Origin of the sequence: Pseudomonas sp. NPDC007930 (assembly GCF_042958985.1) — a bacterium.
GTDB lineage: Bacteria > Pseudomonadota > Gammaproteobacteria > Pseudomonadales > Pseudomonadaceae > Aquipseudomonas.
Window position 1 is genome coordinate 62,904 of the sequence record NZ_JBIBKC010000004.1, and the last position, 14,465, is coordinate 77,368.

Below are 14,465 nucleotides of genomic sequence, written 5' to 3' on the forward strand. Positions count from 1 at the left end.
AGGGTGGCGGCCCCACCAGCCACACCCCGGCACACGATGTTCCCGCTGTGGCTGCTCCCTTCCGGGCCTGACCAGGTTAACGGGTAATCATTGCGAGGGGACCGATGGGGCCACCATAACGCACGCTGCACCGGGTTGCCCGGCGAGCGGGGGCCATTGTACAGGCTTGGCGGCCGGTTACAACCGGCGCCCACAAAAAAAGCCAACCCGCTCAGCGCGTTAACGCGCCTTCGAGCGCCGCGTGGGCACTAGGCCTGATCCGCCTGGGCAACCGCTTCGGCTTCTTCAATGATCTCGTCGGCCCGGCCACCGGCCTGCTGAACCACCAAGTGAATAAAATGCAGCTTGGCCACCACCGCGGGCGGCAGCACGAACGGGTAGAAGTCTGGCTGGCCCATGGCCCGCGACAGCTCGTTGAGCATGCCGGCCAACTCGATCCACGCATTGATGAAGGTTAAAAACGCCGGGCCGGTTTCATGCTCAGGCGCATACAACGTACTGAGCGGGTAAGACACGTAATCCAAGCCCGTGTCGTGGCCACTCATCCCAAAACCCAACGCGGTGTCGACCGCGTCCATCATGTGCAGGTAATGCGCCCAGGTTTCCGCCCAGTCCTCCCACGGGTGCATGGTCGCGTAGGCACTCACGTAATGTTCGGCCCAATCAGCGGGCGCGCCGTGCTGGTAATGCTGCTCGAGCGCGTCGGCGTAGCTGGCCTGCTCATTGCCGAACAGCGCGCGGAAGGGTTCCAGCCAGGTGCTACCGGCGATCAGGCGGTCCCAATAATAGTGGCCGACCTCATGGCGAAAATGCCCAAGCAAGGTGCGGTAAGGTTCGCGCAGGTTCTTGCGCACCTGCTCACGGTGGGCGTCGTCGGCTTCCTTGATGTCGAGGGTGATCAAGCCATTGGCATGGCCGGTGGTGGGCGCATTGCCCGCCGTGTCGGTGCCGATGAAGTCAAACGACAGCCCGTTGGGTTCGTCTTCAGCCTTGGGGATCACTGCCAGGCCCAGCCCGACCAGTTGCGCCACCATCCGCCGCTTGGCGGTTTCAACCTTCAGCCAATAGCCGGAGTTCTCGGGCACCGAAAGGTCGGGGATCGTATGGTTCAACCGGCACGCCTGGCACAACGGGTTGGGGTCGCCGGCCGGGACCAGCCAATTGCAAGCGGCTGGCGTATCGAGATTGGCGCAACGCCGATAAAGCTTCGCGCCAGCCGAGGCATCCCCTTGCCAACAGTGGTTGGCATCAGGGCCGCTGAGGCTGCTGACAATGCCCTCCGAGGGGATGTAACCCAACGCTGCCTCGCAGGCCAGGCAACGGCTGTTGACGAAAAAAATCGCCTGCCCACAGCGGCAAGCCCAACGCCTGGAAGGCGCGGGCGCAGCCGCTGGCTCGCGAACAAGCCGAGACGATAACGATTTGAACGAACCTGGCATGACCCACACCTCCTTGGCTGATGGGCAATGGATACTTGCCGCGGCAAACAGTTCAGCGCTTTCGGCCAGCGGCGCGGCAGAGGTGTACAGGCACACACCCCTCAACCTTGCTAGGTTCCGGATGGCGCGTGATTGGTTAGTCTCGACCCCAACATACCCTCACGGCGGAGAAAGCATCGTGAACACTTTTTACTTCACCAAAGCCAAGGCGCTGATGTGCGTGGCGGCCTGCCTCGCGGGCCTCAACATGGCGCCTGCAATCAGTGCCACCACGGCGGGCGCCCAAGCCGCAGATTCTTCCGCCATCGTACACCTCTATAACGGTAGCAATCAGGATTGCCCGGTTATCGTCGACGGGGAGGGCCAGTCTGCTTACAACCGCTCCTGCGATTACAGCCCTGACACGGTGCTGGTTGAAAAAATGCCGTCTACCGCAACGCTGTTGATCAGCGATAGAGACTGCTCCGAGACGACCGGTGACGGCAAACAGCAATGGTGGGTCTAGCTGCAAGCGACGGCCCGTACCACCAGCACTGAAAAACTCTCCGTTCAAGCGATTCTCAGCAAGGCCAGTGCTTGGGTGGGGAACCCGTCTGAAGTGACCTACGTCGCGCCCCATTTGAAAATCGTTGGCGCGGGCCTGCGTTCTACCACCAGCGCCATGAACTGCGCCCTACTGCAAACGCCCTCAACGACCACGGCCGGGCTCAGAACGCTGCCGGGGAGCTTCACCGCGATGGACTCGGATCGGCCTGCATCCTGTAGCAATGGCGTACTACTGGGGCTGTATATGGAGGGCCCCACGCGCTTTTCCTATCAATGCGCTAGCCTTCGAGACATGAACGACCAACCGTTCAGAGCCTATGACATATCTAATGTCGCGGTAAACAAGGCAGACCCCGTACAGTCATGCCCGTCGGGCAAGGTCGTGACGGGCGTGGTTTTTTATAGGGATTTCGAGGCTTTCCATGCCGCCAGGCTTGAATGTGCACGCTTTCAAACCACTAACGGACAAGCACTGAACATCGGCACTCAGCAACAGCAGAACCGTTGGGTTGAGTATGATCACCATAACAGCATTTGCGAACGCCCCGCCAACCAAGGCCCCACCTACTTGTTGTCGTCTGCTAATCATTTCATGACAGGCCTTCAAATCGAAAGCTTCAAAACTCGATGGTCCTGTTCAGAGGCAAGCTTCACGCCCCACTAAAACCCTGCTAACGCCTCCAGCCACTGCTGCTCGTCCAGGGTACGCACCCCCAGCTGCTGCGCCTTGGCCAGCTTCGAGCCGGCCCCCGGGCCGGCCACCACGGTGTGGGTTTTCGCCGACACCGAGCCGGCCACCTTGGCGCCCAGGGCTTCGAGTTTGTCCTTGGCCTCGTCGCGGGTCATGCTCTCCAGGGTGCCGGTGAGCACCCAGGTTTGCCCGGCCAGCGGCAGGTGTTCGCCGCCGCCCTGGCGGGCGCTGGTCCAGTGCATGCCAAAGGCCTTGAGCTGGGCCTCGAGGGCCAGGGCTTCAGCGCGCCGTGATTGGTCCTCAAAGTACTCGCGCACGGCCTTGGCGCTGCGTTCGGTCACGGTTTGGCGCAGGTCGAGCCAGTCGGCCTCGGCAAGCTTCTCAAGCGAGCCGAACTTCTCCGCGAGCTTTTGCGCGGCACCTGGGCCTACGTAGGCGATGCCGAGTTTTTCCACCAGCGATTCGAACGTGGTGCCGGCGGCGAACTCCGCGTGCAGCTCGCCCTGCCCTTGCGGTTCGACGCCGCGGGCCAGCAGTTGCTCGATCACCGTGCGGTTGTGTTCTTCCTCGAAGAAGTGGGCGATCTCGTAAGCCACTTCGTGGCCGATGTCGGGCAGGTAGGTCAGCAGCAGCGGCTTGGCCGCCATGATCCGCTCCAGGTTGCCCAGCGAACGGGCCAGCACCTTGGCAGTTTCCTCACCCACTTCAGGGATGCCCAAGGCGAAGATAAAGCGCGCCAGGGCCGGCTGGCGGCTGGCGGCGATGGCGTTGACCAGGTTGCGGCTCGACACCTCGGCAAAGCCTTCCAGCGCCAACACCTGTGCCTCGGTGAGGGTGTAGAGGTCGGCCGGCGAGCGCGCCAGGCCGCTGTCGACCAGTTGCTCGACGATCTTGTCGCCCAGGCCGTCGACGTCCATCGCCCGCCGCGAAACGAAGTGGATGATCGCCTGCTTGAGCTGCGCGGCGCAGGCCAGGCGGCCAACGCAACGGTACACCGCGCCCTCGCTGACGGTTTGCTTGCCCTTGGCGCGCTTGACCAGTTGCGTGCGTTCAACCTCCGAGCCGCACACCGGGCAGTGGCTGGGCACCTCCACTGGGCGGGCGCTTTCGGGGCGGCGCTCGAGCACCACCTGCATCACTTGCGGGATCACGTCGCCGGCGCGGCGGATGATCACCGTGTCGCCGATCATCACCCCCAGCCGGGCCACTTCGTCCATGTTGTGCAGGGTGGCGTTGGCCACCGTCACGCCGGCCACCTTCACCGGCTTGAGCCGCGCCACCGGGGTGACCGCGCCGGTGCGGCCGACCTGGAAGTCCACCCCGAGCAGCTCGGTCAGTTCCTCGGATGCGGGGAATTTATGGGCGATCGCCCAGCGTGGCTCGCGGGCACGAAAGCCCAGCTCGCGCTGGGCGGCAATGGCGTTGACCTTGAACACCACGCCGTCGATTTCATAGGCCAGGGCCTGGCGCCGCGCGCCGATGTCGCGGTAGTACGCCAGGCATTCAGCCACGTTGGTAGCCACCTTCAGCTCGCGGCTGATCGGCAGGCCCCACTGCTGCAACTGTTTGAGGTTGCCGATGTGGCTGTCGGCGATGTCGTGGCTGACCTGGCCCACGCCATAGCAGCAGAACTCCAGCGGGCGGCTGGCGGTGATTTTCGAATCGAGCTGGCGCAGGCTGCCGGCCGCGGCGTTGCGCGGGTTGGCGAAGGTCTTGCCGCCGGCCTCGGCCTGCTGGGCATTGAGCCGCTCGAAGCCGGCCTTGCTCATGTACACCTCGCCGCGCACCTCGAGGGTGGCCGGCCAGCCGCTGCCTTGCAGTTTCAGCGGCACGTTGCGGATGGTGCGCACGTTCACGCTGATGTCTTCGCCGGTGCTGCCGTCGCCGCGGGTGGCGCCCCGCACCAGTTGGCCGTCCTGGTACAGCAGGCTCACCGCCAGGCCGTCGAGCTTGGGCTCGCAGCTGTACTGCACGGTGCCGGTGTCCAGCCCGTCGTGCACGCGGCGGTCGAAGTCGAGCAGGTCTTGCTCTTCGAAGGCGTTGCCCAGGCTGAGCATGGGGATTTCATGGCGCACCGTGGCAAACGCGCTGAGCGCCGCGCCGCCAACCCGCTGGGTGGGCGAGGCGGGCGTGATCAGCTGCGGGTTTTCACCTTCCAGGGCCTGCAGTTGGCGAAACAGGCGGTCGTATTCGGCATCGGGAATGCTGGGTTCGTCGAGCACGTAGTAGCGGTAGTTGTGCTCATCCAGTTGCTGGCGAAGTTCGAGGATGCGGGTTTCGGCGGTGTTCATGGGCTGGGATCTGCTGGGGTGAAAAACAATCGCCCGGCGAGGCCGGCCTCTCACAGATTAGCCTTCAATCCTGTGGGAGGCCGGCTGTGCCGGGCGATTTGAGTAACAGCGCTTAACGCTTTTGGGTCAACGCCCGGCGCTCGAACTCGACGATACGCTGGCGGTAGTGCTCGATGGTCTGGGCGGTGAGCACGCTGCGCTGGTCGTCTTTGAGCTCGCCATCGAGCTCGGCGGCCAGCTTGCGCGCGGCGGCGACCATCACGTCGAACGCCTGCTTGGGGTGGCGTGGGCCGGGCAGGCCGAGGAAGAAGCTCACCGCGCGGGTACTGAAGTGGTCGATGTCGTCGAGGTCGAACACCCCAGGGCGAATCGCGTTGGCCATGGAGAACAGTACCTCGCCGTTGCCGGCCATGCTCTCGTGGCGGTGGAAGATGTCCATTTCGCCGAAGCGCAGGCCGCTTTCGAGGATGTTCTGCAACAGCGCCGGGCCTTTGAAGCCGGTTTCGCTGCGCGACACCACGTTGATCACCAGCACTTCGTCGGGCTCGGCCAAAAAGCCTGCCTCGCCGCCGTGGCTGGCCGGGGCGTCTTCGTCGGGGAAGTCGTTGTGGCGCTCACGCTCGCGCAGCGGCTCGCGGGCCGAGAAGCGCGGCTCGTCGACGGCCAGGTCAAGGTCGCCCTGGCGCGGCGACGGGCCGCGCGGCGCTTCACGCTGAGCTTCGGCGGCGGCTGCCGCGGCGGCGGCCTTCTTGGCCTTGCGGCTTTCCTTGGGCTCGCGCACCGGCGCGCTCATCGACGGCAGGTCGTCTTCGTCGAGGTCCGGCTCCTGGGGGGTGTCGAGCACCCGTGGCGGGCCCAGCACCTCGGCGCTGCCTTCGTCGTCGGGCATGTTGGCGTAGTTACGGTCGAGGCGGAACCTCAACTTGCCCTTGCCGCCGCGCATGCGCCGCCAGCCATCGAACAAAATACCGGCGATCACGATGACGCCGATGACGATCAGCCACTCACGCAGACCGATTTCCATGTAAACCTGTGCCTCGATTGAAGATGTTGACGATGAACCAGGGTGTAAACCCCTTGAAATCGTGGCGCCAAGCCGCTGTTCTGGTTGGCGTTTTTACCCACGCATAGAAAAATTTGAACATTAAACTAACACGCCCTTGGGAAACTTTACACCGTCAGTCGCCTGCGGCTTGCATTTGGGCATGTTTCGCCCTCCCGCGGCTAACTTTCGACCATGGCCATGGCCTCTTCGACGTCCACCGCCACCAACCGCGAGCAGCCCGGTTCGTGCATGGTCACGCCCATCAACTGGTCGGCCATTTCCATGGCGATCTTGTTGTGGGTGATGTAGATGAACTGCACCGTTTGCGACATTTCCTTGACCAGCCGCGCGTAGCGGCCAACGTTGGCGTCGTCGAGCGGCGCGTCTACCTCATCGAGCATGCAGAACGGCGCGGGGTTGAGCTGGAAAATCGAAAACACCAGGGCCAGGGCGGTCAGGGCTTTTTCGCCACCGGACAACAAATGGATGGTGCTGTTCTTCTTGCCGGGCGGCCGGGCCATGATCGTTACCCCCGTATCGAGTAGATCTTCGCCCGTGAGTTCCAAATACGCGGAACCGCCACCAAAAACTTTTGGAAACAATGCCTGCAAACCGCCGTTCACCTGGTCGAAGGTGTCCTTGAAACGGTTGCGGGTTTCCTTGTCGATCTTGCGGATTACGTTTTCAAGTGTGTCCAGCGCTTCGACCAGGTCGGCGTTCTGCGCGTCGAGGTAGCGCTTGCGCTCGGACTGCTGCTGGTACTCCTCGATCGCCGCCAGGTTGATCGCCCCCAGGCGCTGGATGCGCGCGTCGATCAGCCCGAGGGTTTGCTCGGCGCCCTGCTCGGTGGCGCCGGCCTCGAGGGTGGCGAGCACCCCGTGCAGGTCGTAGCCGTCGGCGCGCAGTTGGTCGGCCAGGGCGGTGCGGCGCACGCTCAGCGCTTGCCATTCCATGCGGTGCTGCTCCAACTGGCCACGCAACAGTTGCGATTGCTGCTCGGCCTGGGTGCGGCGTTTTTCCGATTCACGCAGGGCACGGTCGGCGTCTTCCATTGCGGCGCGGGCGATGCGCATTTCGTCGTCCACGGCCATGCGCTGCTCGAGCAGCGCCTCAAGGCGCTCGCGCAGTTCCAGCAGCGGCGCGTCGCCTTCTTCGAGGTTCAGCGCCAGTTGCTCCTGCCGCTCGACCAGGCGCACCGATTGTTGCTCAAGGCGCTCCAGGGCCTGGGCGGTGGAGGCATGCTGGGCGCGCAGCGAGCCCAGGCGCAGGGCCAACTGGTGGGCTTTGTCCTGGTCCTGGCGGTTGGCCTGGCGCACCTGCTCGAGGCGCTCGCGCACCTGGTCGCGCTGGGCCATCAGCAACTCGCGTTGTTCGGTGTCGTCGGCCATGGCGTCTAGCGCGGCCTGCAGCAGCAGGCGGCTTTCGCCGATGGCTTCGGTTTCCAGCGCGCGCTGCTCGCTGGCCTCGGCCAACTCTTCGTCGAGGCGGCGGCGGCGCAGGGTAAGCTGCTCGGCGCGGGCCTGGCCGGCGCTCAGCCGGGCCTTCACCTCGCTGTGCTGGCGGGCTTCGTCCTGCAGGCGCCGGCGCAGTTGTTCGCGCTGCTGCTCCTGGTCGGCCTGGGCCTGGCGCAGGCTGGCAAGTTGCTCATCGAGGGCTTCCAGGGCCAGTTGCCCTTGCTCACCACGGGCACGCAGCGCATCGAGCTCCTGGGCGCGGGCGAGCACGCCGCCCTGGGCTTCGTTGCCACGGCTGACCCTTAAAAAGTGCCGGCCTACCCAGTAACCATCGCGGGTGGCAAAGCTGTGCCCATCGGCCAGGCCGGCGCGCCGGGCCAGGGCCTGTTCAAGGCTGCCTGCGGGCTGCACAGCGGCCAGCCACGGCGCCAGGTCAACGCTGGCCTGCACCTTGGCCAGCAGGCTGCCGGCCGGCGCGCTGCCGCCACGGCCGGCCTGGGCCAGGCGCAGTTCGCCCTGTTCGAAGCCGCTGTAGTCGGCGGCGTCGAGGTCTTCGACCAGCACCGCTTGCAGGTCAGCGCCGAGCACCGCCTCAACCGCCTGCTCCCAGCCGGCCTCGACCTTCAGCCCATCGGCCAGCCGCGGGCGCTGGGCCAGGCCTTGGCCGGCGAGCCATTCGGCGGTGCCGCTGCCCGGTTCGAGGGCGGCTTGTTGCAGGGCTTCGAGCGAGGCCAGGCGGCCTTCGAGGCGCTGCTGCTCGCCTTGCGCACGCTGTTGCTCGGCGTTCAGCGTTTGCAGTTGTTGGCGGGTGAGTTCCAGCGCCTCGGCCTGTTCCAGCTCCTCGGCGTGGAGGGTTTCCAGTTGCAGCTCGGCCTCGGCCTGTTGCTCGGCTAGCTCCAGCAACGCGGCGGCTTCTGGGTCGGCCGCCAGTTGCGTGCGTTCTTCGCCCAGGCGCCGCTGGCGCTCGGCCAGGCGCTCCATGGCCTGTTCCAACTGGGCGATGCGCGCCTGCTGCACCTCGGCCTGGCGGCGCGGCTCGGCGGAGCGGGTGTTGAAGGTGTCCCACTGTTCTTGCCAGTGCTGCTGGGCGGCCTCGGCTTCTTCCAGGCCAGCGGCGCCCTCCTCCGCCGCGGCCGCGGCCAGTTCGTGCTCGGGCTCGAGCATGGCCAGTTCCTCGCCGAGGGTGGCCAGCAGGGTTTGGTCGTGGCCCAGGTGCGATTCGGTTTCCTGGCGGGCGCGCTCGGCCTCTTGCAGGTCGTCCTGCAACTGGCGCAGGCGCTGCTGGCCATGCTGGATGCTCTGCTCGACGCGGGCGATGTCGCCGCCCACCGAATAGAAGCGCGCCTGCACCTGGTTGAAGCGCTCGGACAACTCATGGTGGCCGTCGCGGTAGCGCTCGATGCTGGCATCGGCGCTGCGCTGGTCGGCCACCAGCGCCTCGAAGCTGACCTCCTGGTCGCCGATCAGGCTTTCGCGCTGGGCTACTTGTTCGTTCAGCGCGCTCCAGCGCAGGGCCGACAGCTGCGCCTTGACCTGGCGCTCCTCGGCTTTGTATTCCTGGTACTTCTCGGCGGCCTGGGCCTGGCGGTGCAAGCGCTCGAGCTGGCGCTCGAGTTCTTCGCGCAGGTCGGTCAGGCGTTCGAGGTTTTCCTGGGTGCGGCGGATGCGCGTTTCGGTTTCGCGGCGGCGCTCCTTGTACTTGGAGATGCCCGCGGCTTCTTCGATGAAGTTGCGCAGTTCTTCGGGGCGGGCCTCGATCAGCTTGCTGATCATGCCCTGCTCGATGATCGAATAACTGCGCGCGCCCAGGCCGGTGCCGAGGAAGATGTCGGTGATGTCGCGGCGCCGGCACTTGGTGCCGTTGAGGTAATAGGTGTTCTGCGCGTCGCGGGTGACCTTGCGGCGGATGGAGATTTCCGCGTAGGCGGCGTATTCGCCCACCAGGGTGGTTTCGGCGTTGTCGAACACCAGTTCGATGCTCGCCTGGCTGACCGGCTTGCGGCTGGTCGAGCCGTTGAAGATGACGTCGGTCATCGACTCGCCGCGCAGGTTTTTCGCCGAGCTTTCGCCCATCACCCAGCGCACCGCGTCGATGATGTTCGACTTGCCGCAGCCATTGGGCCCGACCACCGCCGCCATGTTGCTGGGGAAGTTCACGGTGGTTGGGTCAACGAAGGATTTGAACCCCGCCAGGCGGATGCATTTAAGCCGCATCGGTCAGGCCTGTTCCAGGGCGGCGAGCACTTGCTCGCAACTGCGCTGGCCATAGGCGGTAAGCACCTCGCGGATGCCGCCGGGGTGGCGTTGGCGCACCGCCTCGAGCAGGCGCGCGAACAACTCGAGGTAATCGCTCATCGACGCCTTGCGCTGCTCCAGGGCCAGGTAATAGAAGCGGCTCATCGCCGGCTGCAGGTTTTCGACGGTTTCCTGCAGGTAGGGGTTGTCGGCGAACGGGTAGGCGGCGCGCATCACGTTGAAGCTGTCTTCGACGAAGGCGTCGATGTTCTGCGCCTGGCGGGCGGCTTCGAGGCGTTGCTGCAGGATCAGGAACGGCGCCAGTTCGTCGGCGGCCTGCCACCGCTCGGCCACGGCATGGCCAAGCAGGATGTACAGTTCACCCATCAGCGTGCACAAGCTGCGCACATGGTGGGCGGTGATGCGCGAAACCTGGGCACCACGGCGCGGCAGGATCACGATCAAATGGCGCCGCTCGAGGATCAGCAGCGCCTCGCGCACCGAGCCACGGCTGACGTCCAGCGCCTGCGTCACCTTTTGCTCCTGAATACGCTCGCCCGGGCGCAACTCGCCACGGATGATGCGCTCGGCCAGGTGCTGGGCAATTTGCTCGGCGAGGCTGTCAAGAGCCTTGAACGTCATGGTGTTCCTTCAAAAAGGCGCGTGGGCTGGCGTAAAGGCGCCGATTGTATCGCATCTGCTCGCAAAAACAGCAGGGGCGAACTGGCACGAATCGAGCACGCTGATGCTTCACGATCGGCCACGGGCGAACAAGCTGACTTCAAGGTCAGAAATAATTTGACCAGAAAGTCAGCTATTAATAGGATCAGCAGGGTTTCAGGGCCCTTCGCCCGGCACCGCCGGCCTGCCACGGCCACCTATGGCAGGCCCAGAAAGAACAGCCTTAGCGAGAGGCGCTTACCGTGATCCAGTTTTTACTCAACCAGCAGTTGATCAGCGAACACACGCTGGACCCTAACCTCACCGTGCTGGAGTACCTGCGCCGCCAGCGAGGCCGCACCGGCACCAAGGAAGGCTGCGCCAGCGGCGACTGCGGCGCCTGCACGGTGGTGGTCGGCGAGCTGCAGCCCGGCGCCGACGGCCAGCCGGCGCTGCGCTACCGCAGCCTGAATGCCTGCCTGACGTTCGTTGCCGCGTTGCACGGCAAGCAGTTGCTTAGCGTCGAAGACCTCAAGCACCAGGGCGAACTGCACAGCGTGCAGCGGGCGATGGCCGACTGCCATGGCTCGCAGTGCGGCTTTTGCACCCCCGGCTTTGTGATGTCGCTGTTCGCCCTGCAAAAAAACGCCCAGGGCGCCGACCGTAACGAGGCCGAACAGGCGCTGGCCGGTAACCTCTGCCGCTGCACCGGCTACCGGCCGATCCTCGCCGCCGCCGAGCAGGCCTGCGGCGCCCGGCTGCCAGACCAGTTCGATGCCGCCCAGGCCAGCACCGTGGCGCGCCTGCGCAGCATCAGCGCTGCGGGCACCCCAAGCCTGGATAACGGCCAGCGGCGCTGCCAGGTACCGGCCAGCGTGGCCGAACTGGCCACCCTCTACCTGGCCAACCCCGACGCGCGGCTGCTGGCCGGCGGCACCGACCTGGCGCTGGAAGTGACCCAGTTCCACCGCCCGCTGGCGCACCTGATCTACCTCGGCAACGTGCCCGAACTCAAGGGCGTGACGGTATTCGATGAGCACCTGGAAATCGGCGCCGCCACCCCGCTCACCGATTGCTACGCGGCGCTGGCCAGCGAGTACCCCGACTTCGGCCACCTGTTGCAGCGCTTCGCCTCGCTGCAGATCCGCAACCAGGGCACCCTGGGCGGTAACATCGGCAACGCCTCGCCGATCGGCGACAGCCCGCCGCTGCTGATCGCCCTGGGCGCCAGCGTGGTGCTGCGCCAAGGCGCGCGGCGGCGCACGGTGGCGCTGGAAGACTACTTCATCGACTACCGGGTGACCGTGCGCGAGCCGGGTGAATTCATCGAAACGGTGATCGTGCCGCGGGCCCGCGCGGGCCAGGCGTTTCGCGCCTACAAGCTGTCGAAGCGGCTCGACGACGACATCTCGGCGGTGTGCGCGGCGATCAACCTGCACCTCGAAGACGGCGTGATCCGCCAGGCGCGGCTGGCCTTTGGCGGCATGGCGGCGATCCCCAAACGGGCCGCCGCCTGTGAGGCGGCGCTGCTCGGCAAGGTGTTCAGCAGCGCGGCCCTGGAGGCGGCCTGCAGCGCCCTGGCTGGGGACTTCACCCCGCTCTCGGACTTCCGTGCCAGCCGCGAATACCGCCAGCTCGCCGCGCAAAACCTGCTGCGCCGCTGCCACCTGGAACTGACCCAACCCACTGTACCTACGCGGGTGACCGAGCATGGCTGAGCACGCTGAAACACTGAGCCCCGAACAACTCGCCGAACGCTTCCGCCAGGGTATTCACACCGGCGTGGGCAAGCCGATCAAGCACGAGAGCGCCGACAAGCACGTCACCGGCGAAGCACTGTACATCGACGACCGGCTGGAGTTTCCCAACCAGTTGCACCTGTACGCGCGCCAATCCGACCGTGCCCATGCGCGCATCCTGCGCATCGACACCACGCCCTGCTATGCCTTTGCCGGCGTGCGCATCGCCATCACCCACGCCGACATTCCCGGTTTGAAAGACATCGGCCCGCTGCTGCCGGGAGACCCGCTGCTGGCCATCGATACCGTGGAGTACGTTGGCCAGCCGGTGCTGGCGGTGGCCGCCACCGACCTGGCCACGGCCCGCGCCGCGGCGATGGCGGCGATCATCGAATACCAGGACCTGGAGCCGGTGCTCGACGTGGTCGAGGCCCTGCGCAAACGCCACTTCGTGCTCGCCAGCCACACCCACCAGCGCGGCGACTCCGCCACCGCGTTGGCCAGCGCGCCGCACCGGCTGCAGGGCACCCTGCACATCGGCGGGCAGGAGCATTTTTACCTCGAAACCCAGATCGCCTCGGTGATGCCCGGCGAAGACGGCGCCATGCTGGTGTACAGCTCGACGCAAAACCCCACCGAAGTGCAAAAGCTGGTGGCCGAAGTGCTGGCGGTGCCGATGCACAAGGTGGCGGTCGACATGCGCCGCATGGGCGGCGGCTTTGGCGGCAAGGAAACCCAGGCCGCCAGCCCCGCGTGCCTGTGCGCGGTGGTCGCCCGGCTCACCGGCCAGCCGGCCAAGATGCGCCTGCCGCGGGTCGAAGACATGCTCACCACCGGCAAGCGCCACCCGTTCTACCTCGAGTACGACGTCGGCTTCGACGACCGCGGCCGCCTGCACGGCATCGCCCTGGAGCTAGCCGGCAACTGCGGCTGCTCGCCCGACCTTTCCGCGTCGATCGTCGACCGCGCGATGTTCCATGCCGACAACGCCTATTACCTCGGCGACGCCACCATCAACGGCCACCGCTGCAAGACCCACACCGCCTCCAACACCGCCTACCGCGGCTTCGGCGGCCCACAAGGGATGGTCGCCATCGAAGAGGTGATGGACCGCATCGCCCGCCATCTGCAACTCGACCCCCTGGCGGTGCGCAAGGCCAACTACTACGGCAAAACCGAGCGCAACATCACCCACTATTACCAAACGGTGGAGCACAACCTGATCGAGGAGATGACTGCCGAGCTCGAAGCCAGCGCCCAGTACGCCGAACGCCGCGCGGCCATTACCGCGTACAACGCCAGCAGCCCGGTGTTGAAGAAGGGCCTGGCGCTGACCCCGGTGAAGTTCGGCATCTCGTTCACCGCGAGCTTCCTCAACCAGGCCGGGGCGCTGGTGCACGTGTACACCGACGGCAGTATCCACCTGAACCACGGCGGCACCGAGATGGGCCAGGGGCTGAACACCAAGGTCGCGCAGGTGGTCGCCGAGGTGTTCCAGGTGGAAATCGACCGCGTGCAGATCACCGCCACCCACACTGAGAAAGTCCCCAATACCTCGCCGACGGCGGCCTCCAGCGGCGCCGACCTGAACGGCAAGGCCGCGCAGAACGCCGCCGAAACCATCAAGCAGCGGCTGGTGGAATTCGCCGCGCGGCACTGGCAGGTCAGCGAGGAAGACGTCGAATTCCGCGGCGGCCAGGTGCGCGTGCGCGCGCACTACCTGAGCTTCGATGCGCTGGTGCAACTGGCGTATTTCAACCAGGTGTCGCTGTCGAGTACCGGCTTCTACAAAACCCCGAAAATCTTCTACGACCGCGCCGCCGCCCGCGGCCGGCCGTTCTACTACTTCGCCTTTGGCGCGGCCTGCAGCGAAGTGATCGTCGACACCCTCACCGGCGAGTACAAGCTGCTGCGCACCGACATTCTCCACGACGTGGGCGACTCGTTGAACCCGGCGATCGATATCGGCCAGGTCGAGGGCGGCTTCGTTCAGGGCATGGGCTGGCTGACCACCGAGGAGTTGGTGTGGAGCGCCAACGGCAAGCTGCTGACCAGCGGCCCGGCCAGCTACAAGATCCCGGCGGTGGCCGACATGCCGGTGGACTTCCGCGTGCGCCTGGTCGAAAACCGCAAAAACCCCGAGGCCACCGTGTTCCACTCCAAGGCCGTCGGCGAGCCGCCGTTCATGCTCGGCATCAGCGTGTGGTGCGCCTTGAAAGACGCCGTCGCCAGCCTCGCCGGCTACCGCGCGCAGCCCAACATTGCCGCCCCGGCCACCCCCGAGCGGGTGTTCTGGGGCTGCGAGCAGATGCGCGCCCTCGCCCGCCAAGCCGAACCCGCAACCGCCCCGCTGCCGGAGGTTTGA

Annotated in this window: 9 protein-coding genes and 1 other RNA gene; 4 read left to right on the forward strand and 6 right to left on the reverse strand. The window is 65.8% G+C overall.

Translation table 11 applies throughout. The features are described from left to right. Window positions 1–10: 10 nt before the first annotated feature. Window positions 11–107: signal recognition particle sRNA small type (ffs, locus tag ACFZCE_RS10635), an RNA gene on the reverse strand. Window positions 108–248: 141 nt separating this feature from the next. Then, window positions 249–1,439: a putative zinc-binding metallopeptidase gene (locus ACFZCE_RS10640; RefSeq protein WP_390938729.1), complete on the reverse strand. Its 1,191-nt coding sequence runs from the start codon at window positions 1,437–1,439 to the stop codon at window positions 249–251. On the opposite strand from ACFZCE_RS10640, the gene ACFZCE_RS10645 reads away from it, so the two are divergent. Together ACFZCE_RS10645 and ACFZCE_RS10650 are read left to right on the forward strand one after the other, a co-directional pair. After that, entirely contained in the window at window positions 1,438–1,944 is a 507-nt protein-coding gene (locus ACFZCE_RS10645; RefSeq protein WP_390938731.1) for a hypothetical protein, read from the forward strand. The two genes, ACFZCE_RS10640 and ACFZCE_RS10645, sit on opposite strands and share 2 nt — an antisense overlap. 333 nt (window positions 1,945–2,277) lie before the next feature. Further along, window positions 2,278–2,649, forward strand: a complete 372-nt coding sequence (locus ACFZCE_RS10650; RefSeq protein WP_390938733.1) for a hypothetical protein — start codon at window positions 2,278–2,280, stop codon at window positions 2,647–2,649. On the opposite strand, the gene ligA is transcribed toward ACFZCE_RS10650, so the two are convergent. The 4 genes from ligA to ACFZCE_RS10670 all read right to left on the reverse strand — a co-directional run bounded on the left by ligA (window position 2,646) and on the right by ACFZCE_RS10670 (window position 10,343). After that, on the reverse strand, window positions 2,646–4,967 hold the full coding sequence (gene ligA, locus ACFZCE_RS10655; protein ID WP_390938735.1) for an NAD-dependent DNA ligase LigA: 2,322 nt from the start codon (window positions 4,965–4,967) through the stop codon (window positions 2,646–2,648). The two genes, ACFZCE_RS10650 and ligA, sit on opposite strands and share 4 nt — an antisense overlap. Window positions 4,968–5,079: 112 nt before the next feature. Next, complete coding sequence (gene zipA, locus ACFZCE_RS10660; RefSeq protein WP_390938737.1) at window positions 5,080–5,991, reverse strand: cell division protein ZipA; 912 nt, start codon at window positions 5,989–5,991, stop codon at window positions 5,080–5,082. Window positions 5,992–6,191: 200 nt separating this feature from the next. Continuing rightward, window positions 6,192–9,680 (reverse strand): chromosome segregation protein SMC, encoded by a 3,489-nt coding sequence (gene smc, locus ACFZCE_RS10665; protein WP_390938739.1) that lies wholly within the window; start codon window positions 9,678–9,680, stop codon window positions 6,192–6,194. Between the two features lie 3 nt (window positions 9,681–9,683). Further along, window positions 9,684–10,343 (reverse strand): GntR family transcriptional regulator, encoded by a 660-nt coding sequence (locus tag ACFZCE_RS10670; RefSeq protein WP_390938741.1) that lies wholly within the window; start codon window positions 10,341–10,343, stop codon window positions 9,684–9,686. Window positions 10,344–10,624: 281 nt separating this feature from the next. Here ACFZCE_RS10670 and xdhA point away from each other — a divergent pair, with 281 nt between their 5' ends. Both xdhA and xdhB read left to right on the forward strand, forming a co-directional pair. Beyond that, on the forward strand, window positions 10,625–12,079 hold the full coding sequence (gene xdhA / locus ACFZCE_RS10675) for a xanthine dehydrogenase small subunit (RefSeq protein WP_390938743.1): 1,455 nt from the start codon (window positions 10,625–10,627) through the stop codon (window positions 12,077–12,079). Further along, entirely contained in the window at window positions 12,072–14,465 is a 2,394-nt protein-coding gene (xdhB, locus tag ACFZCE_RS10680; protein WP_390938745.1) for a xanthine dehydrogenase molybdopterin binding subunit, read from the forward strand. The genes xdhA and xdhB overlap by 8 nt, the downstream gene beginning before the upstream one ends.

Coding starts and splice junctions, on each gene's coding strand:
- ACFZCE_RS10645 (WP_390938731.1), top strand. CDS start 1,438: ATGACCCACACCTCCTTGGCTGATGGGCAATGGATACTTGCCGCGGCA.
- ACFZCE_RS10640 (WP_390938729.1), bottom strand. CDS start 1,439: ATGCCAGGTTCGTTCAAATCGTTATCGTCTCGGCTTGTTCGCGAGCCA.
- ACFZCE_RS10650 (WP_390938733.1), top strand. CDS start 2,278: ATGAACGACCAACCGTTCAGAGCCTATGACATATCTAATGTCGCGGTA.
- ligA (WP_390938735.1), bottom strand. CDS start 4,967: ATGAACACCGCCGAAACCCGCATCCTCGAACTTCGCCAGCAACTGGAT.
- zipA (WP_390938737.1), bottom strand. CDS start 5,991: ATGGAAATCGGTCTGCGTGAGTGGCTGATCGTCATCGGCGTCATCGTG.
- smc (WP_390938739.1), bottom strand. CDS start 9,680: ATGCGGCTTAAATGCATCCGCCTGGCGGGGTTCAAATCCTTCGTTGAC.
- ACFZCE_RS10670 (WP_390938741.1), bottom strand. CDS start 10,343: ATGACGTTCAAGGCTCTTGACAGCCTCGCCGAGCAAATTGCCCAGCAC.
- xdhB (WP_390938745.1), top strand. CDS start 12,072: ATGGCTGAGCACGCTGAAACACTGAGCCCCGAACAACTCGCCGAACGC.